The sequence below is a fragment of the Burkholderia sp. 9120 genome (assembly GCF_000745015.1).
GTDB lineage: Bacteria > Pseudomonadota > Gammaproteobacteria > Burkholderiales > Burkholderiaceae > Paraburkholderia.
This window is the reverse complement of the sequence record NZ_JQNA01000001.1, coordinates 420,547-442,700: the sequence shown is the minus strand read 5'-3', so window position 1 is coordinate 442,700 and position 22,154 is coordinate 420,547. Positions and strand designations below refer to the sequence as shown.

Here is a 22,154-nt window from a genome sequence, read left to right as displayed (position 1 = left end):
AGTGAGGTCAGGCGGGAGCGCCGGTGTCGGCATGCCGCGGACGCGCGTCGCTGGACACGCCGCGCATCAGAATGATCAGCAACGTCGCGCCGATCAGGTCGAAAGCGCCGAGGGCGCCGAATAGCGGGGTGTAGCCGATCTTGTCGGCCAGCGCGCCGACCAGCAGCGAGAAGCCGAGGCCACCGATCCACGCGGACATGCCGGCGAAACCGGCGACGGTGCCGACTTCGCTGGGGTCGAAGACATCGGCGGCGAGCGTGTTGACGAGCGCCGAGATCATCTGGTGCGCGAAGCCGCCCACGCAGAACAGCGCGATCGCTTCATACGGCGACGCGACGAGGCCGATGCACGCCGGCCCGAGCATCATGAACGCGCCGAGCACGACGCCCGCGATTCGCGACCAGACCAGCGGCACGCGCAGATGCTTCATCAGGAACGGCGACAGATAACCGCCGAACAGACCGCCGAGGTCGGCGGCGAGAAAGGGCAGCCACGCGAACAGCGCGATCTGCTTCAGATCCATATGACGCTGGGTGGCGAGGTACAGCGGAATCCAGAAGCTGAACGTCTGCCAGGCCGGTTCGGCGAAGAAGCGTGCCTGCGCGATCGCCCAGAAGCGGCGCGTGCGCAGCACTTCGCGGATGCTACGGCGCTGGGTCGTGGCCGGCGTCTGGCCGCTGACGATCGTTTCACGCTCCGCCTGGCCGATGCGCGGATGATCGCTCGGCGAGCGGTACAGCAGATACCACGCGGCGGCCCACACAAAGCCGAGCGCGCCGGTCACCGCGAAGGCGCTCTGCCAGCCGTAGCGCAGCGACAGGAACACGACGAGCGGCGGCGCGAGCAGCGAGCCGAGCGAGGTGCCCGCGTTGAAATAACCGACCGCGACCGATTTCTCGCGATTGGGAAACCACTCGGCGACCACCTTCATGCCGGCGGGAATCGCCACCGCTTCACTCAGGCCCATCAAGCCGCGCAACGCCGCGAGCGACAGCCAGCTGCCGACGAAGCCGTGCAGCACGCCGGTGAGCGACCACAGGCAGGCGAACAGCGCGAAGCCGAGTCGCAAGCCGATCAGGTCGATGATCAGTCCGCAGATCGGCTGCATGATCGTGTAGCCGACCTGGAACGCGCCGACCACGTAGGAATATTGCTGCGTGCTCATGTGCAGCAGCTTCATCAACTCGGGCGCCATCACGCCGAGCGCGTTGCGCGACAGATAGTTGACGATCGTCCCCATACACACGAGGGCGATGATCCACCAGCGCAAACCTATGATTGTTTTCAAAATCTGTCTCCGTACCCAGGATGTACGCCGGCTTGGTCGTTGATCGGGCTGGCGTGCTCGAATTCGAACATTTTTCTTCGTTTCGTGTCAGTCATCGTATCACTTGATGGCGGTAGCGGCACTAGGGGAAACCATAGTTTTAACACTTGAATTGTGAGAAATAGTCGATAAAACAAGGGGTGCGGCGGTGCGATGTTTTCTTAGACGTCTGATGACCGCTGACCTGTTTGAGGTTGGGGCGATGTTCTTTCGAACATGGAATGTTCGTTTTTCGAATGAAGACGGTCGAGGGCGGCGTGCGCGGATGGGTCACGGATGATCTGATCTGGGCGGGCGGGCAGGCGACAGCGGTCGTCGTACCGGCATGCGCGCGGAAGCGATAGAGGAGGGGCGAGGGGGCGAGGGTGCGCACCCCCCCCCCAATATGCTTCGACATCCTACTGATTTGCCGGGCATGGCGATGGAGTCACACCATTGCCATCTGTTCCGGCTCGTGGATGAAAACGCAGCGCGCGACTCGATTACAACGCCGCCGTTTTTCACCAAAACCTTGTCCAATGTAACGAGACGTAACCAGGTCGCGAGGCCTGCGATGTTATGCATCAGTTATTACAAAGTTGAAATACGCGGCACGCAGCCTTGCGCTATATTTCGGCCAACAACACACATTCATCAAAAGGGTGATCCATGAAGTCCACTCGTCTTGTTCCACTTCTGATCGGGGTTCTCGCGTTGGGTGCATCAGGTGCTGCTATGGCCGGTGGCTTTAACGTCGGGGTCAATATCGGCATTCCCGCGCCGGTGTACGTCGCGCCGGCTCCGTACTATGCGCCGCCGCCGCCTCCTCCGCCGCCGGTCGTGTATCAACCGGCTCCCGTGTACTACGGCGGTCCGGCAATCGTGATCGGCTGGCATGGCGACCGCTACTGGGACGGCCGTCGTTACTGGGGCCGCGATGACTGGTATCGCCGTCATCCCCCGGGCCGCTACGACTACGGTCGCGACCACTACGACAATCGTCGCGGCTGGCACTAAGGTTTCACGCCGGTTTCAAGCCGGGTTCGCGCCGCGCTTGAGCCAGGCGTAGAAAGAAAAACCGCCTTCGGGCGGTTTTTTCATTGGCTCGTGCGTTATCGGGATGTTGCGGTCGGCGCGCTTTTATTGGGTAGAATTCCCTCGCATTGCGATTGCCCTTCAATTGTTCCGTCACCGTCAAGGCCCCCATGACAACTGGCTCGCGCCGAGTTCCGACGCCTCATGCACTTCGGTGCAGCGTGATTCAAAAACTCTCGCGTGCTGGTTTGCCGCCGATGGCGCATCGATCGTCGCTCGCGTTGCCGGATCGAGGCGCGTCACGCCCGCTGCGCGTAGGGCGCACGGCATGCGTCGCGGCCATGAGCATCGTGCTCACTCTTTGCGGTTTGCTGATGTCGCCGGCGGCACACGCGGTCTACGCAATCGCGCAATACGGCGAGCCGAAATACCCGGCGGACTTCAAGCATTTCGACTACGTCAACCCCGACGCGCCGAAGGGCGGCACGCTGGTGCTGGCCAACCCGAGCCGCCTCACGAGCTTCGATAAATTCAATCCGTTCACGCTGCGTGGCAACCCGGCGCCGGGCGTGGATCTGACCTTCGAGAGCCTGACCATCGGCAGCAGCGACGAAGTCGCGTCCGCCTACGGACTGCTCGCCGACGACATCGCGATCGCCCCCGACGGCTTGTCGACCACCTTCCACATCAATCCGCGCGCGCGCTTTTCGAACGGCGATCCAGTCACCGCCGACGACGTCAAGTTCTCGCTCGACACGCTGAAAAGTCCGCAGGCCGCGCCGCAGTTCGCATCGTATTTCGGCGAGATCACGCGCGCGGTGGTGGTCGATCCGCAGACCATCCGCTTCGAGTTCCGCCAACGCAATCGCGAGCTGCCGCTGCTCGCGGGCAGCATGCCGGTGTTCTCGCGCAAGTGGGGCATGAAGCCCGATGGCAGCCGGATCCCGTTCGACCAGATGGCGTTCGAAAAGCCGATTGCCAGCGGGCCATATCTGATCGACCAGTACGACAGCGGCCGCACGATTACCTACCGACGCGATCCGAACTACTGGGGCGCGACATTGCCCGTACGAGTCGGGACGAACAACTTCGACCGCATCGTCTACAAGCTGTATCTGGACAGCACCGTGCGGCTCGAAGCGTTCAAGGCGGGGGAGTACGACGCGCTGGTCGAATACGTCGCGCGCAATTGGGTACGGCGCGACGTGGGCAAGAAGTTCGACAGCGGCGAGCTGATCAAGCGCGAATTCCCGCAACATAACGGCACCGGCATGCAGGGCTTCATACTGAACCTGCGCCGGCCGTTGTTCCAGGACGTGCGGGTGCGCAAGGCGCTCGATCTCGCGCTCGACTTTCAATGGCTGAACCGCCAGTTGTTCTTCAATCAGTACACGCGCATCGACAGCTACTTCGCTAATACGGATCTGCAGGCCAAGGGCTTGCCGTCGCCGGGCGAGCTGGCGCTGCTCGAGCCGTGGCGCGCGAAGCTCGACCCCGCCGTGTTTGGGTTGCCGCCGAAGCAGCCGGACACCGATCCGCCGGGCTCGTTGCGCGCCAATCTGCTGCAGGCGCGCGCGCTGTTGCAGGAGGCGGGCTGGACCTACCGCGACAACGCGTTGCGCAACGCCAAGGGCGAGCCGTTCCAGTTCGAGATTCTCGACGACTCCGGTTCGTCCGCGCAGATGGAGCCGATCGTCGCGACCTTCATCCGCAATCTGCAGAAGCTGGGCATTACGGCGACGTTCCGCGTGTCGGATTTCGCCGTCTATCAGAAGCGGCTCGATGCATTCGATTTCGATACCACGACGATCCGCATGGGCGACGTCCAGGTGCCGGGTTCGGAGCAGATCGACCGCTTCGGCAGCAAGGCCGCCGACACGCAGGGTTCCGACAACGTGATCGGCCTGAAGTCGCCGGCCGTCGACGCGATTCTGCGCGCGCTCGTGCAGGCGCAGACGCGCGAGCAACTGCTCGACGCGACGCACGCGCTCGACCGTGTGCTGATTCATGGCTACTACGTGGTGCCGCATTGGTACAGCGCGACGCATCGGGTGGCGTTCAAGCGCGGCCTCGCGTGGCCGAAAACCTTGCCCCTGTACTATGGCGCGGAAGGCTGGATTACGTCGATGTGGTGGTATCAGCCCGCACAAACGGCCGCACAAACGGACGCGCAAAAACCAGCGCAAACCGCGCCGTCAACGCAGCCCTAGCCGATCACGTCGCCACGCCGACGCGTGATCCACTCACCGTATTCGCACCGGACATACCGCCATGTGGAGCTACATCCTCAAACGCCTGTTGCTGATGATTCCGACCTTGCTCGGCGTGCTGACGCTGACCTTCGTCGTGATCCAGTTCGTCCCCGGCGGTCCGGTCGAGCAGATGCAGCACGAGCTGCGCAAGGGCGCGGAAAACGGCGCGCCATTCGGGCTGCGCGCGCATACCGGCGTCGACGCGCAGCAGATCGCGCAGCTCAAGGCGCTGTACGGCTTCGACAAACCGCCGCTCGAACGCTATGGCCTGATGCTCAAACGCTTCTCGACCTTCGACCTCGGCCAGAGCTATTTCCGCCATCAAAGCGTGTGGTCGCTGATCGTGTCGAAGCTGCCGGTGTCGATCAGCATCGGCTTGTGGACCTTCTTCCTGACGTACCTGATATCGGTGCCGCTGGGTATCGCGAAGGCGGTGCGCAACGGCTCGCGGTTCGATATCGCGACGAGTCTGGTGGTGCTGATCGGCTACGCGATTCCCGGCTTCGTGCTGGGCGTGCTGCTGCTCGTGCTGTTCGGCGGCGGCACCTTCCTGCAACTGTTTCCGCTGCGCAACCTCACGTCGGACAACTGGGCGCAGTTGAGCATGGGCGGCAAGATCGTCGACTATCTGTGGCACATCACGCTGCCGATCACGGCTTCGGTGGTGGGCAGCTTCGCGGTCGTCACCATGCTGACCAAGAACGCCTTCCTCGACGAGATCCGCAAGCAATACGTGCTGACCGCGCGTGCCAAAGGGCTGTCCGAACGACGCGTGCTGTGGAAGCACGTGTTTCGTAACGCGTTGCTGCCGCTGATTGTCGGTTTTCCGTCGGCGTTTATCGGCGCGTTCTTCACCGGCAGTCTGCTGATCGAGACGCTTTTTTCACTCGACGGTCTTGGCCTGCTGTCGTACGAATCGGTGGTGCGGCGCGACTATCCGGTCGTGCTCGGCACGCTGTATCTGTTCACGCTGATCGGTCTCGCGACCAAGCTGATTTCCGACCTTTGCTATGTGTGGGTCGATCCCCGCATCCAATTCGAACAACTGGAGCGTTGATGAATCGAGCCCGCCTTTCCACCGATGCGGCGGCGCGCACCGAACCGGCTCGCGCGTTCGTCTCGCCTTCGCCCGCGCGCCGGGTCTGGCAACGGTTTCGCCGGCAGCGCCTGGGCTACTGGAGCCTGATCGTGTTCGTCGTCGCGTTCGCGGCGAGCCTCGCCGGCCCGCTGTGGTCGAACGATAAACCGCTGGTGGTGCGCTACGACGGCCAACTGTATTTTCCGATGGTCAAGACCTACGCCGAGACCACCTTCGGCGGCGACTTTCCGACGCCCGCGGATTATCTCGATCCGTACGTCATGCGTCGTCTCGACGCGCCGGGCAACTTCGCGGTGTATCCGCCGAACCGCTATTACTACGACACGCTGAATTACTTCTCGAAGGCGCCGAACCCGGCGCCGCCGTCGCGCGATAACTGGCTCGGCACCGACGACCGCGGCCGCGATGTGTTCGCACGGCTGCTGTACGGCTTTCGCGTGTCGGTGGAGTTCGGCCTGGTGCTGACGCTGATCGGCACGGTGGTGGGCATCGCGGCGGGCGCCGTGCAAGGGTTCTTCGGCGGGCGTATCGATATCGTCGGCCAGCGGCTGATCGAAATCTGGAGCGCGATGCCTGAGCTTTATCTGCTGATCATCTTCTCGTCGATTTTCGAGCCGGGTTTCCTCCTGCTGATCGTGCTGCTGTCGCTGTTCGGCTGGATCGGTTTGTCCGATTACGTGCGCGCGGAATTTCTGCGCAATCGCCAGCAGGACTACGTGCGGGCGGGGCGGGCGATGGGGTTGTCGAGCTGGCAGATCATGTGGCGGCACGTGTTGCCCAACAGCCTGACGCCGGTGATCACGTTCCTGCCGTTTCGCATGAGCGGCGCGATTCTCGCGCTGACCAGCCTCGATTTTCTCGGCCTCGGCGTGCCGTCACCGACGCCGAGCCTCGGTGAACTGCTCGCCCAAGGCAAGGCGAATCTCGACGCGTGGTGGATCTCGCTGTCCACCTTCGGCGTGCTGGTCGCGATGCTGTTGCTGCTGACCTTCATGGGCGACGCGCTGCGCAATGCGCTCGACACCCGGATCGCCGATGCGATGCGCGCCGGAGGCAATCAATGAGCGCCACGCCAGCCACACAGAACGGCGCGCAGGCCGCCACGCCGCCGCTGCTGGAACTCGAGCATCTGCATGTCACGTTCGGCGACACCGTCGCGGTGAACGATGTCACGCTCGCGATCGCGCGCGGCGAACGGGTCGCGCTGGTCGGCGAATCGGGTTCGGGCAAGAGCGTGACCGCGCTGTCGATCCTGCGTCTGCTGAACGACGCGCAGGTGAGCGGCGCGATCCGTTTCGACGGCGAGGATCTGCTCGCGAAAAGCGAACGCGAGATGCGCGGCTTGCGCGGCTCGGACATCGCGATGATCTTTCAGGAGCCGATGACGGCGCTCAATCCGCTCTACACGGTCGGCGACCAGATTGCGGAAACCATCGTCGTGCATGACGGTGTCACGGCCAACGAGGCCCGCAAGCGCGCCGTCGCGCTGCTGGGCCGTACCGGCATCGCGGAGCCGGGCAAGCGGGTGAACAGCTATCCGCATCAACTGTCGGGCGGGCAACGGCAGCGCGCGATGATCGCGATGGCGCTGGCGTGCCGCCCGCGGCTGTTGCTCGCCGACGAACCGACCACCGCGCTCGACGTGACGATCCGCGCGCAGATCGTCGAACTGCTGCTGGAGTTGCAGCGCGACGAGGCAGAAAAACGCGGCATGGCCGTGCTGCTGATCACACACGATCTGAACCTGGTGCGTCACTTCGCGCAACGCATCGCGGTGATGGAGCAGGGCGTGCTGGTGGAGAGCGGACCGGTCGAGCAGGTGTTCGCGTCGCCGCAGCATCCCTACACCCAGCGGCTGCTCGCGAGCCGACCCGAGCGCACGGTGGTGCCGGTGCTGCCGATCTCGCCGGTGCTGCTCGAAGCGCGCGACGTCTCGGTCGATTTCAAAGCGAAGCTGCCGGGTTTCAGCGGCTGGTTCCGCACGGGACGTTTTCGGGCGGTCGCGCAGGCCAGCGTGTCGGTGCGCCAGGGCGAGACCTTGGGGATCGTCGGCGAATCCGGCTCGGGCAAATCGACGCTGGCGATGGCGCTGCTCGGCCTGCAACGCACCGCGCACGGCGAGATCGAATTCCAGGGCAGGGCGCTCGGCAGTTATCGCGGCGCGGAACAGACCACGTTGCGCTCGAACATGCAGGTGGTGTTTCAGGACCCGTTCAGTTCGCTGTCGCCGCGCCAGACGATCGAGCGGATCGTCGGCGAAGGGCTCGCGCTGCACCGCCCGGCCATGACGCCGGAAGCGCGGCGCGACAAGGTGGTCGCCGTGCTGCGCGAAGTCGGCCTCGACCGCACGGTGCTGTACCGCTATCCGCATGAGTTCTCGGGCGGCCAGCGGCAACGGATCGCGATCGCGCGGGCGCTGGTGCTCGAACCGCGCATTCTGATCCTCGACGAACCGACCAGCGCGCTCGACGTGTCGATCCAGCAGCAGGTGCTGAAACTACTCGCCGGGTTGCAACAGAAGTACAACCTCGGCTTCGTTTTCATCAGTCATGATCTGGCCGTGATCGGGGCCATGGCGCACCGTGTCGCGGTGATGCAAAACGGTTCGATCGTCGAAAGCGGGGACGTTGAGCAGATTTTTGCGACGCCGTCGCACCCGTACACTCGAAAGCTGCTGAAAGCAGCGCTTGATCATTGATTTTTCACCCTTTCACCAATTGGGTGCGTGTGTCGATTGTATTTTTCTATTTGTTTTGACACGTGAATACTTACTGGCTAGTATCGACCAAACTTTTTTCCGTAGACCACTGATTTTTAGGCAAAAACTACCGACCAATGCAGCACAGAAACCTTACCCAGGCTTGCACGCGCGTCGTCGCCGGGATGTTCATTGGCGTCATGATGGCAGCAGCTCCCGGCGCGTTCGCCGACGAAGTCAGCAGTTTTAATCCGAATGCCTCACTTTCGACCCCCAGCGGGTCGAATTCTTTGTCCTCCCCGAGTTCCCAGGCCAGCACGCCGGATAGCGACGGCGGCGCCAAATCGTTCCTGTCCGGCATGGCCGGCAAAGCGGGCGACGTGGTGGTCGGCGCACTGAACATGATCGGTGTGCGCTACCGCTGGGGCGGCAATACGCCGGATTCGGGGCTCGATTGCAGCGGCTTCGTCCGCTATGTGTTCCAGGACACGCTCGGTATGGCGCTGCCGCGCCGTGCGGAAGAAATGAGCCGCGTCGGCGAGAAGGTCCGCGTCAGCGACCTCAAGCCGGGCGATCTGGTGTTCTTCAATACGATGCGCCGTTCTTTCTCGCACGTCGGCATCTATATCGGCGACAACAAGTTCGTGCATTCGCCTTCCACGGGCAGCACGATCCGCGTCGACGACATGGATAGCGGCTACTGGGAAAAGCGCTACACCGGTGCACGCCGGATCGAAACGTCCTACCAGGACGGCGAGGATCTACGTAAGCGTGTGAATGCGGCGATTGGCGGAAACAACTGATTTTGCTTTGAATTGATTTGGTGGTTGGGGTCTCGTAAAAAAGCCTGCTTCGAATGAAGCAGGCTTTTTGCGTTTGGGCGGCGGGTTTGGGGCGGCGTTTGGGCGACCACTGGGCGGCAAGGCGCCGCCCGACCCGCGCCGTGTTACCCGATCGCCTGCCCGACAGGCCGGGCCGCGGCCAGCTTGCGTTGCAACTCCGGCATCATTTTCGCCACCGCTTCCTCGCCCGCCAGAATCGCCGCGTTGCGCTGCGAGAAATCGCTGCCGCTCATGGCGGCCAGATTCGGCCGGATCACGATGTCGGCGTACTTGTCGAGTTCGTAAGCCTTGATCGACTGGCCCATGATCGTGAAGGTCTGCATCAGCACGTCGAACGAGCTGGAGGTCTGGCCGCTTTCCGGGCGCTGCGAGATGTCCACGGCGATCACGAAATCCGCGCCCATTTTGCGCGCGGACGACGCCGGCACCGGGCTCACCAGGCCGCCGTCCACATACTCATGGCCGCCGATTTTGACCGGCTCGAAGATCGACGGCACGCTGCACGACGCCCGCACCGCGATGCCCGTATTGCCCCGCTGGAACAGGATCGGCTGGCCGCTGTTGAGGTCGGTGGCGACCACGCCGAGCGGCTTGACCATCTTCTCGATCGGGCGGTTGTTCAGCGTGGTGTTCAGATAGTTCTGCAGGGCGATGCCTTGCAGGAAACCGCGCGTGCGAAACGGCATGGCCCAGTCGCTGATCGACGCTTCGTCCATGGTCAGCGCCAGCTTGTTGAGCGCGAAGCCGTTCATGCCCGACGCGTACAGCGCGCCGACCACCGAACCGGCGCTCGTTCCCGCGACCAGATCGACCTTGATGTTGCGCGCCTCGAGCGCCTTGATCACGCCGATGTGCGCGAAGCCGCGCGCGGCGCCGCCGCCCAGCGCGAGCGCGACGCGCACAGGACGCTGCGGCTTGTCGAGCGGCGGCGTGGAGGGGGGCGGCGTAGCGGTAATCGGCGAGCCCTCGAGCTTGCTGCCGGTCGTGGTGCAGGCGGCCAGCACGGCGGAAGCGGCGGCCAGTGAGAAATTGCGGCGGGCGAGGCGGGGCGGGGTGGATTTCAACGGGTTCTCCAGCAACGGCACGGGCGACGCAAACAGCGTGGCCTCGGTCCGCGATCAGGCGGGTAGAGTCAGACGGACAGGGTCGCCGGCGGCGATTCCATGCGCTGTGGTTCGATCACGAGTCGCAGCGCGCGCACATCATAAATCAAAGCGTGGGGCGCGCGGCGGCGCGGTAATGAAACGTTGCAGAGGGCCGCTTCGGGTGGCGCGCGTCGTCGCGCCGTTGGCCATTCGGACGAGGGCAGGCAACGTGAGGAGCAAAGGTATAATTCCGCTCTCGTATTTATTTCCTTCGTGTCCATGCGCGGCGTCTGTTCGCCGCATGGGCGCGGTCCGCTGCCGCGCTTCACGGGTTTGGCCCGTCAAGGCGCCGGCGCCTGTCTTCCGAGTAACCGCTAATGACCACCTCCGTTCGTACCCGTTTCGCACCGAGTCCCACCGGCTTCATCCACCTCGGCAACATTCGCTCCGCGCTCTATCCGTGGGCGTTCGCGCGCAAGATGAAAGGGACCTTCGTGCTGCGGATCGAGGACACCGACGTCGAGCGTTCCAGCACCGAGGCGGTCGACGCCATTCTCGACGGCATGCAGTGGCTCGGCCTCGACGTCGACGAAGGTCCGTTCTACCAGATGCAGAACATGGACCGTTATCGCGAAGTGCTGCAGCAGATGAGCGAAGCCGGCCTCGTCTACCCGTGCTACATGTCCACGGAAGAACTCGACGCATTGCGCGAGCGTCAGCGTGAAGCGGGCGAAAAGCCGCGCTACGACGGCACGTGGCGCCCGGAGCCGGGCAAGGTGCTGCCGGAGCCGCCGGCCGGCGTGCAACCGGTGCTGCGCTTCCGCAATCCGCTGACCGGCGTGGTCGCGTGGGACGACGCGGTGAAGGGGCATATCGAGATATCGAACGAAGAGCTCGACGACCTGGTCGTCGCGCGTCCGGACGGCACGCCGATGTACAACTTCTGCGTGGTGGTCGACGATCTGGACATGCGTATCACGCACGTGATTCGCGGCGACGATCACGTCAACAACACGCCGCGGCAGATCAACATTCTGCGCGCGCTCGGCGCCGAACCGCCGGTGTACGCGCACTTGCCGACCGTGCTGAACGAGCAGGGCGAGAAGATGAGCAAGCGCCACGGCGCGATGAGCGTCATGGCCTATCGCGACGCCGGGTTCCTGCCGGAAGCCGTGGTCAACTATCTGGCGCGTCTGGGCTGGTCGCATGGCGACGCGGAAATTTTCTCGCGCGAGCAGTTCGTCGAGTGGTTCGATCTGGAGCACCTGGGCAAGTCCCCGGCGCAGTACGACCACGACAAGCTGAGCTGGCTGAACGCGCACTACATCAAGGAAGCGGACAACGCGCGTCTCGCGGAGCTGGTCAAGCCGTTCTTCGCCGAACTGGGTATCGACGAAGCCGCGCTGGCGCAGGGCGCGGATCTGACGTCGGTGGTGGGCTTGCTGAAAGACCGTGCGTCGACGTTGAAGGAAATTGCCGAGAACGCCTCGATGTTCTATCGCACCCCGGCGCCTGAGGCCGAAGCCTTGGCTCAACACGTCACCGACGTGGTGCGTCCGGCACTGGCCGATCTGGCGGCCGGGCTGAAGACCGCGGAGTGGACCAGGGAGGCGATCGCCGCCACGCTGAAGGCCACGCTCGGCGCGCACAAGCTGAAGATGCCGCAACTGGCCATGCCGGTGCGTCTGCTGGTGGCCGGCACCACCCATACGCCGTCCATCGACAGCGTGTTGATGCTGTTTGGCCGTGATGTCGTCGTGGGCCGTATCGAAAAAGCGCTGGGATAAGCGCGTTCGCGCGGACCTTGAGAGGGTTTGCATGCGACTTCTGAAAAAAGTCGCATGCAATTGCTCAAAGGGTCTTTACAAAGCGCAAATTGGCCTCTAGAATCTCGTTTCTGTTCTGCAAGGGGGGTATAGCTCAGCTGGGAGAGCGCTTGCATGGCATGCAAGAGGTCAGCGGTTCGATCCCGCTTACCTCCACCATCAGAGCAGAGTGAAGTTGTTCCGAAGTCTGGAACTTGTAGCAAAAAAAACTTCACAAACAGTTGTTATGTAGTTAGAATAGCGGTCTTCGCAGTTGACGAAACGAAATAACTGAGAAGTTAGCGTAAGTTAGCAGCGAGTTAAAGACAGATCTGAAAAGATTATGTCCCCTTCGTCTAGAGGCCTAGGACATCACCCTTTCACGGTGAGTACAGGGGTTCGAATCCCCTAGGGGACGCCAAACATCAGCGTCGCTTTAGTGTTCGAAGTAATTCGAGTAGCAGTAAAGCAGCGCAGCTTGCGAGAAAAAACCAACGCTCGCAAGCCAAGATGGGCAAACTGGAGTGGTAGTTCAGTTGGTTAGAATACCGGCCTGTCACGCCGGGGGTCGCGGGTTCGAGTCCCGTCCACTCCGCCAGACAAAGCCCGTTCATACAAACCTGAACGGGCTTTTTCATTAAAGGTGTAAGCAGTACGCTGTCCCCTTCGTCTAGAGGCCTAGGACATCACCCTTTCACGGTGAGTACAGGGGTTCGAATCCCCTAGGGGACGCCAAGACATCGGCGTCGTTCGGTCAGCAGTTGAACGGTGCAGTCGGCGAGTGAGCCTAGCTCATCCGCTGCGGTGCGAAAATCTGGAGCGGTAGTTCAGTTGGTTAGAATACCGGCCTGTCACGCCGGGGGTCGCGGGTTCGAGTCCCGTCCGCTCCGCCAGATTTAAGAAAGCCCACTTCGAAAGAAGTGGGCTTTTTTTATTCTCGCGCGGATCCCTCGTCATTGTTGCGCGCATTTATTTCCACGATCCACGCCGCCTCGGTATGCTCGGGACAAACAGCCATTGCCAGCACGCGCAGCCTGTTTTACCGTTGACCCGACTCATCTTTGCCGCCCCACCATGTTCGATCCATCCGAAGCTCCGTCACCGTTTCATCTGCGCAATGCCAGCATGGACGATTTCGAATTCGCCGAGGCGCTGACTCGCGCCAATATGGGCGGTTACTACCGGCGGCATCATCTGGTGTGGCGGGGCGATCTGTTCCTCGGCAGTTGGCGCGAGTCGGAGAATTTCATTCTCGAGATGGACGGCCATCCGATCGGCGTGTTGCGCATCACGCAGGAAGGCGATTCGCTGCATATCCGCGACGTGCAGATTGCGGAAGGGCATCGGCGGCTGGGAGCGGGCACGTATCTGCTGGATATCTCTCATCAATGGGCGCGCGAACGCGGCTTGCACGAGTTGCAATTGCGAGTGTTCGTCGATAATCCGGCCGCGCGGCTTTATCAGCGCAAGGGTTATAAGCTGAGCGGGCCGCGTCTGGCGCAACTCGGCGCGATTCGTCATCTGGCGCGGCGGGTTTGAAGGCGTAGGGCTGCTGCTGAGCATTTTTTTCTTCATATCGCATCGCACCACGTAGCACCGCTCTACGTCGTGTTGCCTCGCACCACGTGGCACCACGTTGCACAGCGCGATCTCACATTCCGCTTTTAATCCGTCTCTCTATCTTCGTGATCGCCCGTTTCGGCGCGATGCTCAGATCCCCGTTCGATAAACGCGCGCGGACTTTCACCGAAGGCGCGTCGGAACATGGCTGAAAACGCGCTCTGGCTCTGATAGCCCAATTCCAGCGCGACGTGAGAAAGCGGCCGGCCCTGACTCAGCAGCGGAATCGCGCGTGCGAGAATCGCCTGCTGACGCCATTGCGAAAAACTCACGCCCAGTTCCTGTCGAAACAGCCGCGCGATCGTACGCGTACTCGCGCCCACGCTGCTGGCCCATTGTTCGAGCGACTCACCATGTGTCGGGTCCGCGAGCACCGCCTCGCACAACGCGCGCAGACGCTTTTCGTTAGGCATCGGTACGGACAGCGGCAGCGGCTCGGAGCGCGTCAGCTCATCGAGTGCGAGTGCGCCGAGCAACTGCTCGCGGGCGGCCGGAATGCCCGGCGTATCGAGCGCGGCAATCACTTCGCGCAGCAGATCGGAGACTTCGACCACGCGCGGTGTATCGAGTCCAGCGGGCACTGTGCTTTCGGTGATGTAGAGCGTGCGCAGAAACGCATCTTCGACGGCGAACACTTCGTGCTCCACATGCGGCGGCACCCAGATTGCCCGCGAGGGCGGCACCATCCACGTCGTGCCGCTCGTCGCCACCCGCAGCACACCGCGCGATGCGTAGGCCACCTGAGCCCACGCGTGCGTATGACGCGCAATGCGCCAGCCGGACGACATCGGCCGCGAGCGCACACGGATCGGGTGGGTGTCGTTCGGCCGGAACTCCGGTGGAATGTCGGCGAAGCGGACGAAGCTCGCTGGAGCGAAGTCGACGGACGAAGTCATGGTTAAGGCTCGATGCGAATAGTCGAGCGGTAAAGAGTCGGGGCTACCAACCGTACCCTACAGGTAGCGTAACTAGCAAGCGGCTGAACGACGGCGCGGCGACCAGGGCGGTGCTGTTGCCAGCGCCACCCGCCACCCGCCAGCACCAGCACCAGCACCAGCACCAGCACCAGCACCAGCACCAGCACCAGCACCAGCACCAGCACCAGCACCAGCACCAGCACCAGCACCAGCACCAGCACCAGCACCAGCACCAGCACCAGCACCAGCACCAGCACCACCGCCAGCGCCAGCGCCACCGCCAGCGATACGCGGCCCCACCAGCCCCACCAGCACCCCCATCGCGATCGTCACTCCACCCCCACCGCATTCCCCACCTTCCCCAGACTCCAAAGTTGCATAATGTCCCGACTGCCCGTCCTTCGAGGAGAACTCCATGACCTTTGCCACCGCGGATTTGTGCGACGCACACGAGGATCAGTTGGCGCTCGGCGTCTTACGCGTGCTCGAGCCGGTCTTTCATCTGTTCAGCCGCAGCGAGAGTTTCAGCGGCGAAGCGGTGACGCTCAAAGTCTTCGAAGACAATGCACTCGTGCGCGCCACGCTCGAGGAGCAGGGCGCGGGCCGCGTGCTGGTGGTCGACGGCGGCGGCAGTCTGCGGTGTGCGCTGGTCGGCGGTAACCTGGCGCAGATCGCGCAACAAAACGGCTGGGCGGGCATCGTCGTGAACGGCTGCGTGCGCGACGCGCTGGAGTTGAACGAAGCCGACGTCGGCGTGATGGCGCTGACCACCAACCCGCGACGTTGCCAGAAGCTCGGCGGCGGCCAACGCGACGTGCCGGTGCAGTTGCCCGGCGCGCTGGTGCGTCCCGGCGAATGGATCTACGCGGACATTGACGGCGTGCTGGTTTCCAGCGCGGCGCTGAACTGAGCCGCGCCTGAAGCGGGCGGTGAAGCGGGCCGTGAACCACGCCTGAACCACGCCCTGAACCACGCCCTGAACCACGCCCTGAACCGCGCCTCAAACAGAACTTACCCGACCACCCACTCAAGGAGAGCAAACGACGATGCAAACCGTCTTTGTATACGGCACGTTGTGCGCCGGAGAAGTGAACGACATCCGCGACGCCGCGGTTCGCAATGAGATTGCCTTGCCGAATCTGCTCGGCACGGCCACGGTGCGTGGCCATCTGTTCGACTTCGGTTCGTACCCGGGGTTGGTGGTCGACGAAGCGGGCGTCGACGTGATCGGCGACGTCTACGAAATCGAAGACGAACTGGTCGCGGTGCTCGATGAAATCGAGGCGGTGTACCCGGGCGTCGAAGATCGTTTCCTCGCGCGCGAAGTGATGGTGAAGGTAGACGGCAACGTCGTGAATTGCCGTTTCTATCCGGTCGCGCCGGCCGCGGTGAAGGGCTTGCCTGAGATTAAATCGGGCGATTGGGTGGAGCACCGCGGCACGCGCTGAGCGAACCGTCGCGCGCAGGTAGCGCGTAGGCAGCGCGCAACGCAAAGCAACACGACGCAACGCGCCAACGTAACCGGGCCAAAAAAACGGCCCGGCAAGCTCACGCCTGTCGGGCCGTCCGGTCGGTCAGTCTTGCGACGCAAGCCGCCTTCGCGTCGCGCGCGATACACAAGTGCACCAGCGTACAACTGCACAAGTGCAAGCAACGCGCGAAAGAAAAGCAGGCTTGCTACTACGTCGTTCGTTGCGGAGGCATCTAACCTCCGCGTCAGATTTCCTCGTAAAGCGGCAGCGTCAGAAAGTCGGTGAACTGCTCCGACGTCGACATCTCTTCGAAGATCTGCGCGGCGCGCTCATACGGCTTCGTATCGCCACCCACCGCCTGCTTCACGTTGTCGAGCTCCTGCGCCGACAACTCGCGCACCAGTTCGGCTGTCACCTTGCGGCCGTCGTCGAGCTTGCCCTTCGGCGAGCGAATCCACTGCCACACCTGCGAGCGCGAAATCTCCGCGGTCGCCGCGTCTTCCATCAGGTTGTGAATCGGCACACAGCCATTGCCCGCGAGCCACGCGCCCAGGTAGTGAATGCCGACGTTGATGTTGTTGCGCAGACCGGCTTCGGTGATCGGTGCTTCCGGACGGAAGTCCGTCAGATCAGTTCCCGTGACGAGCACGTCGTCGCGTTGCTTGCCGATCTGGTTCGGCTTGTCGCCGAGCACCTTGACGAACTCTTCCATCGCGATCGGCACCAGCCCCGGATGCGCGACCCAGCCGCCGTCGTAACCGTCGCCGGCGTCGCGCGCCTTGTCGGAACGCACGCCGCCCATCGCCTTCTCGTTCGCGGCCGGATCGTTCTTGATCGGAATCAGCGCGCTCATGCCGCCAATCGCCGGCGCATTGCGACGATGGCAGGTCTTCAGCAGCAACAGCGCGTAAGCCCGCATGAACGGCGCGGTCATGGTGATCTGCGAGCGGTCGGCCAGGCAGAAATCGCGGTCGGCCTTGAACTTCTTGATCGCCGAGAAGATGTAGTCCCAGCGGCCGGCGTTCAGCCCCGAGCTATGCTCGCGCAGCTCGTACAGAATCTCGTCCATTTCGAACGCCGCGACGATCGTTTCGATCAGCACCGTCGCGCGAATCGTGCCGCGCGGCACGCCGACGGCTTCCTGCGCAGCGAGGAAAATGTCGTTCCACAGACGCGCTTCGAGATGGCTTTCCAGCTTCGGCAGATAGAAGTAGGGGCCCGAGCCGCGCGCGACCAGTTCCTTCGCGTTGTGCACCATGAACAGCGCGAAGTCGAAGATCCCGCCCGACACGCGCTTGCCGTCCACCGTGACGTGCTTCTCGTCGAGATGCCAGCCACGCGGCCGCACGATCAGCGTGGCGACCTTGTCGTTCAGCGTGTACGACTTGCCGTTCTGCTCCAGCGAAATCGTGCGACGCACCGCGTCCTTCAGGTTGATATGGCCGGTGATCTGGTTGTCCCAGCTCGGCGCATTCGAATCCTCGAAGTCGGTCATGTACGAATCCGCGCCCGAGTTCAGCGCGTTGATGATCATCTTGCGCTCGACCGGACCGGTGATTTCGACACGGCGGCACTGCAGATCCTGCGGCAGCGGCGCGATGGTCCAGTCGCCGTCGCGAACGTGTTTCGTCTCAGCGAGGAAGTCGGGACGCTCGCCAGCGTCGAGACGCTTCGTGCGTTCCACGCGAGCCTGCAACAACTGCTGACGGCGCGGCTCGAACGTGCGGTGCAGCGCGGCGACGAGTTCAAGCCCTTCGCGCGTGAGAATCGCTTCATAGCCCGGCTTGATTTCAGCCGTGATGGCCATGCCCTGCGGCAGCGTGAGTGAAGACTGCGACGATGACAACGGATTCGCCATGGTTTCTCCTTGGTCGGTCAGATTGCAAAGATGCAAATGTTGAATTGCGATTAAGGTGCGTCGTGAGGTCCGGTGGAAGCCGTCATGCGCCAGGGCTGTGGCGCGTGCGGCCGCTGCCGGGGCCGCTGCTGCGGCCGGGCGACGCGAGGGTTTTCAGGAAAGCGAGCAGATCGTGCATGCCTCCGCCCGTCCCATGCGGCATGACGCCCAGTTCTTCGACGGGTGCGTTTTGCCGGTTGAGCCAGAAAGTGGTGAAGCCGAACCATGTCGCGCCGGCCACGTCCCAGCCGTTCGACGACACGAAGACGAGCTCGCGCGGCTCCGCGCCGAAGGCTTGCGTGCCGAGCGTATAAGCGGCGGGCGAGGGTTTGTAGGCGCGCACGGCGTCCACGGACAGGACGTGATCGAACAGGCCCGTCATGCCGGCGCTCTTCACGGCGATGTCGAGCATTTGCGGGTTGCCGTTCGAGAGGATCGCAAGGCCGGCGCGCGGACTGGCTTGCGCGCCGGTTTCCGCACCGGCCACGGACGACGCCTCGCGCAACAGGCGCAGCGCCGGCACGGCATCGGGGAAGGCGGAGAGGCACGCGTATTCGTCCATCAGACGTTTTTCGGCCGCGCGGCTCAGCGTGAGCTGACGTTTTTTCGCGGCGAAGCGCAGCGCGTCGAGCGTGATGTCCCAGAACGGCCGATAGTGCGCGCCGGGCGAGCCGGCCGGATCGGCGAGGGTGCGCAGCTGCGTGTATTCGATCTGTTTTTGCCGCCATAACTGCGAGAGCGCATCGCCATGGCCGGGAAACATCTGCTCCGCGGCAGCGATCACCGAATGCACGTCGAAAAGCGTGCCGTACGCGTCGAAAATCACTGCTTTAGGGAAAAGTGTCGTTGTGGCCGACATTGCCGTGCACTCCTATCAGAGGTCAGGACGGATTGTATTAGTGATGCTCAGTGCTAAAAAAGAGGCTAAAGATCACTTGATCTTTTACTTTCATACACCTAATCTGACGCGCACCGACCACTTTCCCCGCTTCGCTGCGGCCTTGCCCGCTTATGGACCGTTTCAAGCAGATCGAGACTTTCGTCGCCGTCGCGGCCAAGGGCAGCCTGTCCGCCGCAGCGCTCGCCGAGGGTGTCGCGCCGGCGATCATCGGCCGCCGGATCGATGCGCTCGAAGAACGGCTCGGCGTCAAATTGCTGGTGCGCACCACGCGCAAGATCACGCTGACCTTCGAAGGCTCGGCCTTTCTCGAAGACTGCCAGCGTGTCATTCATGATATGCAGAACGCCGAAGCTAGCGTGTCGGCGGGCGGCGTCAAGGCGAGCGGCCATTTGCGGCTGTCGGCGCCGGCCGGTTTCGGGCGCCGCCATGTCGCGCCGCTGGTGCCGGCGTTCACCGTCGCGCATCCGGACGTGTCGATCACGCTCGATCTGTCCGACCGGCTGGTCGATCTGGTCAACGAAGGCTTCGATTGCGCGGTGCGGCTCGGCGAGTTGCCGGATTCGTCGCTGGTGTCGCTCAAGCTCGGCGAGAACCGTCGCGTGTGCGTGGCGTCGCCGTCGTATCTGAGCCGGCGCGCCGCGCCGCACACGCTGGCCGATCTCGCGCATCACAACTGCCTCGCGCTCGGCGCGAGCGCCAACCAGCAGCGCGGCTGGATGTTCCAGCAGGCCGACAAGGTCGTGTCGATCAAGGTGTCCGGCACGATGGAATGCTCGGACGGCGCGGTGTTGCACGAGTGGTGCCTGGAGGGCTACGGGCTCGCGTGGCGCTCGTGGTGGGAGGTCGGCACGGACATCGCCGCCGGGCGGCTGGTCAGCGTGCTCGACGAATTCGCCGCGCCGCCGATCGGCATTCACGCGGTGTTTCCGCAGCGCCGCCATTTGCCGTTGCGGGTCCGGCTGTTTCTCGACTTTCTCAAGCATACGTACGGCCATCCCGGTTATTGGGGCTGAACGCGCGGCGGGCGTTGCGCGCGTGTGCGTGCGCGTAGTGGCGGTGGTGGCGCCGCCCGCAACGGGTTTCCGATATGCGGACAGACCCTCGCCCGATCCATACCCGCGATTCCGCGACCTACAATCGATTCAGGCGGCTTGCCAGCCGCGCCTCGTGGACGCTGACGCCGTGCTGCGCTGAGCCGGCGACGGAGGGCATCATGTTCAGGCACATCCTCGTTCCTACCGATGGTTCCGACCTGTCGCGCAAAGCGATCGACGGCGCGATCGATCTCGCGCAGGCCGTCGGCGCGCAAGTCACCGCTTACGCGTGTCTGCCGCAATATCCGTACTCGCCGTTTTCCGACGTGGTGGTCGAGCCGCCCTCCGAATTCCTGCAGCGCAGCGAACGCGAAGCGCGGGTGCATCTGCGCGAGGTCGAGCTGGCCGGACGGCGCGTCGGCGTCGCGGTGGTGAGCCGCACGAGCGTGCATCCGGCGCCGTATCTCGGCATCATCGAAGCGGCCGAGCACGGCGGTTGCGACTTGATCTTCATGGCTTCGCACGGGCGGCGCGGTCTGGGCAGTTTGCTGATCGGCAGCGAAACGCAGCGGGTGCTCACGCATACGAAGATTCCGGTGATCGTGTATCGCTAGATAAGCGCTGCGCCGGGCGAAGCGCCGAAAAAAAACGCGCCGGCGATCAGGCCGGCGCGTCGACTGTTCGCCGCACAATGCATTGCGCTGGCTTTGTTTCCGCCGCTGCGAGTTTGTTCTCTCCCAGATTCTTCGGTCCCGGGCCGCCACGGCGAAAACCGTGGCGGCCCGATGACGTGCTCCTCCCTGTGCTGTTGCGTGCTTCGATGCCTGCTTACGCGACCTTCTTGTCGAAGAACTGTTCGTCTTCCGTCGAGCCGTGCAGCGCGGTCGTCGACGCGTCGCGTTCGACCGTTTGCGTCACGGCGTCGAAGTAGCCGGTGCCGACTTCGCGCTGATGCTTCACGGCGGTGAAGCCCTTGTCGGCGGCAGCGAATTCAGCCTGCTGCATTTCGACGAACGCCGTCATCTGATTGCGGGCGTAACCGTGCGCGAGATTGAACATCGAGTAGTTCAGCGCGTGGAAGCCGGCCAGCGTGATGAACTGGAACTTGTAGCCCATTGCGCCGAGTTCGCGCTGGAACTTGGCGATGGTCGCGTCATCCAGATTCTTCTTCCAGTTGAACGACGGCGAGCAGTTGTACGACAGCAGTTGGTCCGGGAATTCCTTGTGGATCGCGTCGGCGAATTTCTTCGCGAACTCGAGGTCCGGCTTGCCGGTTTCGCACCAGATCATGTCGGCGTACGGCGCGTAGGCGAGGCCACGCGAGATCGCCTGTTCGAGACCCGGCTTGGTGCGGTAGAAACCTTCCACCGTGCGCTCGCCGGTCAGGAACGGCTTGTCGTTGTCGTCGATATCCGACGTCACGAGATCGGCCGCTTCCGCGTCGGTGCGCGCCAGCAGCACGGTCGGCGTGCCGGAGACGTCGGCCGCCAGACGCGCGGCGGTCAGCTTGGCGATGTTTTCACGCGTCGGCACCAGCACCTTGCCGCCCATGTGGCCGCATTTCTTCACCGAAGCGAGCTGATCTTCGAAGTGCACGCCCGATGCGCCGGCTTCGATCATCGCCTTCATCAGTTCGAACGCGTTCAGCACGCCGCCGAAACCGGCTTCCGCGTCGGCGACGATCGGTGCGAAGTAGTCGATATAGCCTTCGTCGCCCGGATTCTTGCCTTCCGACCACTGGATCTGGTCGGCGCGCGTCAGCGTGTTGTTGATGCGCTTCACGACCAGCGGCACCGAGTTCGCCGGATACAGCGACTGGTCCGGGTACATTTCGCCGGCCACGTTGGCGTCGCCCGCCACTTGCCAGCCCGACAGATAGATCGCCTTCAGGCCGGCCTTGACCTGCTGCATGGCCTGGTTGCCGGTCAGCGCGCCGAGCGAGTTGACGAACGGCTCGGTGTTGACGCTTTCCCACAGCTTTTGCGCGCCGCGCTTGGCCAGCGTGTGGTCAACCTGCACCGAGCCACGCAGACGGATCACGTCTTCCGCCGAGTAGGTCCGCTTCACGCCTTTCCAGCGCGGATCGGTGTCCCATTGCTGTTGGAGTTGCTTGGCTTGTTCTTCGCGCGTCGTCATGGTGTGCTCCTGGTTTGCCTGTAATGGGTAGGTGACTCTTGTCTTCGTCGAAGCG

General features: G+C 63.3%; 19 protein-coding genes and 5 tRNA genes. 17 read left to right on the top strand and 7 right to left on the bottom strand.

Going from position 1 to position 22,154, the window contains the following annotated elements:
* Positions 1–7: 7 nt before the first annotated feature.
* Positions 8–1,288, bottom strand: a complete 1,281-nt coding sequence (locus FA94_RS01915) for an MFS transporter (RefSeq protein ID WP_035546263.1) — start codon at positions 1,286–1,288, stop codon at positions 8–10.
* Between the two features lie 687 nt (positions 1,289–1,975).
* Between FA94_RS01915 and FA94_RS01910 the strand changes: the two genes are divergently transcribed.
* The 6 genes from FA94_RS01910 to FA94_RS01885 all read left to right on the top strand — a co-directional run bounded on the left by FA94_RS01910 (position 1,976) and on the right by FA94_RS01885 (position 9,193).
* Positions 1,976–2,323 (top strand): hypothetical protein, encoded by a 348-nt coding sequence (locus FA94_RS01910; protein WP_035546261.1) that lies wholly within the window; start codon positions 1,976–1,978, stop codon positions 2,321–2,323.
* Positions 2,324–2,682: 359 nt separating this feature from the next.
* Positions 2,683–4,551, top strand: coding sequence for an extracellular solute-binding protein (locus FA94_RS01905; RefSeq protein WP_051980451.1), 1,869 nt, complete (start codon positions 2,683–2,685; stop codon positions 4,549–4,551).
* A gap of 61 nt (positions 4,552–4,612) precedes the next feature.
* Positions 4,613–5,650 carry a microcin C ABC transporter permease YejB gene (locus FA94_RS01900; protein ID WP_035546260.1) on the top strand — a complete coding sequence of 346 codons (1,038 nt, stop codon included), beginning with the start codon at positions 4,613–4,615 and terminating at the stop codon, positions 5,648–5,650.
* Positions 5,650–6,756, top strand: coding sequence for an ABC transporter permease (locus FA94_RS01895; protein WP_035546258.1), 1,107 nt, complete (start codon positions 5,650–5,652; stop codon positions 6,754–6,756). Before FA94_RS01900 ends, FA94_RS01895 begins: the two co-directional genes overlap by 1 nt.
* Complete coding sequence (locus FA94_RS01890; RefSeq protein ID WP_035546257.1) at positions 6,753–8,390, top strand: ABC transporter ATP-binding protein; 1,638 nt, start codon at positions 6,753–6,755, stop codon at positions 8,388–8,390. Before FA94_RS01895 ends, FA94_RS01890 begins: the two co-directional genes overlap by 4 nt.
* A gap of 137 nt (positions 8,391–8,527) precedes the next feature.
* The gene (locus FA94_RS01885) at positions 8,528–9,193 is read left to right on the top strand and encodes a C40 family peptidase (protein WP_035546255.1); all 666 of its coding nucleotides are present in this window, start codon (positions 8,528–8,530) and stop codon (positions 9,191–9,193) included.
* Positions 9,194–9,336: 143 nt separating this feature from the next.
* Here FA94_RS01885 and FA94_RS01880 read toward each other — a convergent pair whose 3' ends face one another.
* Positions 9,337–10,296: a patatin-like phospholipase family protein gene (locus tag FA94_RS01880; RefSeq protein ID WP_035549072.1), complete on the bottom strand. Its 960-nt coding sequence runs from the start codon at positions 10,294–10,296 to the stop codon at positions 9,337–9,339.
* Between the two features lie 398 nt (positions 10,297–10,694).
* On the opposite strand from FA94_RS01880, the gene gltX reads away from it, so the two are divergent.
* The 7 genes from gltX (at position 10,695) to FA94_RS01845 (ending at position 13,661) form a co-directional block, all read left to right on the top strand.
* Positions 10,695–12,104, top strand: coding sequence for a glutamate--tRNA ligase (gltX, locus tag FA94_RS01875; protein WP_035546254.1), 1,410 nt, complete (start codon positions 10,695–10,697; stop codon positions 12,102–12,104).
* 122 nt (positions 12,105–12,226) lie between these two features.
* Positions 12,227–12,302: transfer RNA gene (locus tag FA94_RS01870), tRNA-Ala, on the top strand.
* Between the two features lie 165 nt (positions 12,303–12,467).
* Positions 12,468–12,543: transfer RNA gene (locus FA94_RS01865), tRNA-Glu, on the top strand.
* 100 nt (positions 12,544–12,643) lie between these two features.
* A tRNA-Asp gene (locus FA94_RS01860) sits at positions 12,644–12,720 on the top strand.
* A 61-nt stretch (positions 12,721–12,781) separates the two neighbouring features.
* A tRNA-Glu gene (locus tag FA94_RS01855) sits at positions 12,782–12,857 on the top strand.
* Between the two features lie 81 nt (positions 12,858–12,938).
* Positions 12,939–13,015 (top strand) — tRNA-Asp (locus FA94_RS01850).
* Positions 13,016–13,196: 181 nt separating this feature from the next.
* Entirely contained in the window at positions 13,197–13,661 is a 465-nt protein-coding gene (locus tag FA94_RS01845) for a GNAT family N-acetyltransferase (protein ID WP_035546253.1), read from the top strand.
* A gap of 125 nt (positions 13,662–13,786) precedes the next feature.
* Here FA94_RS01845 and FA94_RS01840 read toward each other — a convergent pair whose 3' ends face one another.
* Together FA94_RS01840 and FA94_RS01835 are read right to left on the bottom strand one after the other, a co-directional pair.
* Positions 13,787–14,638 (bottom strand): AraC family transcriptional regulator, encoded by an 852-nt coding sequence (locus FA94_RS01840; protein ID WP_035549070.1) that lies wholly within the window; start codon positions 14,636–14,638, stop codon positions 13,787–13,789.
* A gap of 2 nt (positions 14,639–14,640) precedes the next feature.
* Positions 14,641–14,937 (bottom strand): hypothetical protein, encoded by a 297-nt coding sequence (locus FA94_RS01835; protein ID WP_035546251.1) that lies wholly within the window; start codon positions 14,935–14,937, stop codon positions 14,641–14,643.
* A gap of 137 nt (positions 14,938–15,074) precedes the next feature.
* Between FA94_RS01835 and rraA the strand changes: the two genes are divergently transcribed.
* Both rraA and FA94_RS01825 read left to right on the top strand, forming a co-directional pair.
* Positions 15,075–15,569: a ribonuclease E activity regulator RraA gene (gene rraA, locus FA94_RS01830; protein WP_035546249.1), complete on the top strand. Its 495-nt coding sequence runs from the start codon at positions 15,075–15,077 to the stop codon at positions 15,567–15,569.
* 136 nt (positions 15,570–15,705) lie between these two features.
* On the top strand, positions 15,706–16,107 hold the full coding sequence (locus tag FA94_RS01825) for a gamma-glutamylcyclotransferase family protein (protein ID WP_035546247.1): 402 nt from the start codon (positions 15,706–15,708) through the stop codon (positions 16,105–16,107).
* A gap of 268 nt (positions 16,108–16,375) precedes the next feature.
* Here the strand turns inward: FA94_RS01825 and aceB are convergent, their stop codons facing one another.
* Positions 16,376–17,989, bottom strand: coding sequence for a malate synthase A (gene aceB, locus FA94_RS01820; protein WP_035546245.1), 1,614 nt, complete (start codon positions 17,987–17,989; stop codon positions 16,376–16,378).
* 82 nt (positions 17,990–18,071) lie between these two features.
* Entirely contained in the window at positions 18,072–18,887 is an 816-nt protein-coding gene (locus FA94_RS01815) for a haloacid dehalogenase type II (RefSeq protein WP_035546244.1), read from the bottom strand.
* A gap of 152 nt (positions 18,888–19,039) precedes the next feature.
* On the opposite strand from FA94_RS01815, the gene FA94_RS01810 reads away from it, so the two are divergent.
* Both FA94_RS01810 and FA94_RS01805 read left to right on the top strand, forming a co-directional pair.
* Complete coding sequence (locus FA94_RS01810; protein ID WP_035546242.1) at positions 19,040–19,942, top strand: LysR family transcriptional regulator; 903 nt, start codon at positions 19,040–19,042, stop codon at positions 19,940–19,942.
* Between the two features lie 200 nt (positions 19,943–20,142).
* Complete coding sequence (locus FA94_RS01805; protein ID WP_035546241.1) at positions 20,143–20,577, top strand: universal stress protein; 435 nt, start codon at positions 20,143–20,145, stop codon at positions 20,575–20,577.
* Between the two features lie 214 nt (positions 20,578–20,791).
* Here FA94_RS01805 and aceA read toward each other — a convergent pair whose 3' ends face one another.
* On the bottom strand, positions 20,792–22,099 hold the full coding sequence (gene aceA / locus FA94_RS01800) for an isocitrate lyase (protein ID WP_035546239.1): 1,308 nt from the start codon (positions 22,097–22,099) through the stop codon (positions 20,792–20,794).
* Positions 22,100–22,154 lie beyond the last annotated feature (55 nt).

Bases quoted from the DNA above. Each gene is read 5' to 3' on its own strand.
- FA94_RS01910 (WP_035546261.1), top strand. From the start codon at position 1,976: ATGAAGTCCACTCGTCTTGTTCCACTTCTGATCGGGGTTCTCGCGTTG.
- FA94_RS01905 (WP_051980451.1), top strand. From the start codon at position 2,683: ATGAGCATCGTGCTCACTCTTTGCGGTTTGCTGATGTCGCCGGCGGCA.
- FA94_RS01900 (WP_035546260.1), top strand. From the start codon at position 4,613: ATGTGGAGCTACATCCTCAAACGCCTGTTGCTGATGATTCCGACCTTG.
- FA94_RS01895 (WP_035546258.1), top strand. From the start codon at position 5,650: ATGAATCGAGCCCGCCTTTCCACCGATGCGGCGGCGCGCACCGAACCG.
- FA94_RS01890 (WP_035546257.1), top strand. From the start codon at position 6,753: ATGAGCGCCACGCCAGCCACACAGAACGGCGCGCAGGCCGCCACGCCG.
- FA94_RS01885 (WP_035546255.1), top strand. From the start codon at position 8,528: ATGCAGCACAGAAACCTTACCCAGGCTTGCACGCGCGTCGTCGCCGGG.
- gltX (WP_035546254.1), top strand. From the start codon at position 10,695: ATGACCACCTCCGTTCGTACCCGTTTCGCACCGAGTCCCACCGGCTTC.
- FA94_RS01845 (WP_035546253.1), top strand. From the start codon at position 13,197: ATGTTCGATCCATCCGAAGCTCCGTCACCGTTTCATCTGCGCAATGCC.
- FA94_RS01840 (WP_035549070.1), bottom strand. From the start codon at position 14,638: ATGACTTCGTCCGTCGACTTCGCTCCAGCGAGCTTCGTCCGCTTCGCC.
- rraA (WP_035546249.1), top strand. From the start codon at position 15,075: ATGACCTTTGCCACCGCGGATTTGTGCGACGCACACGAGGATCAGTTG.
- FA94_RS01825 (WP_035546247.1), top strand. From the start codon at position 15,706: ATGCAAACCGTCTTTGTATACGGCACGTTGTGCGCCGGAGAAGTGAAC.
- aceB (WP_035546245.1), bottom strand. From the start codon at position 17,989: ATGGCGAATCCGTTGTCATCGTCGCAGTCTTCACTCACGCTGCCGCAG.
- FA94_RS01815 (WP_035546244.1), bottom strand. From the start codon at position 18,887: ATGTCGGCCACAACGACACTTTTCCCTAAAGCAGTGATTTTCGACGCG.
- FA94_RS01810 (WP_035546242.1), top strand. From the start codon at position 19,040: ATGGACCGTTTCAAGCAGATCGAGACTTTCGTCGCCGTCGCGGCCAAG.
- FA94_RS01805 (WP_035546241.1), top strand. From the start codon at position 20,143: ATGTTCAGGCACATCCTCGTTCCTACCGATGGTTCCGACCTGTCGCGC.
- aceA (WP_035546239.1), bottom strand. From the start codon at position 22,099: ATGACGACGCGCGAAGAACAAGCCAAGCAACTCCAACAGCAATGGGAC.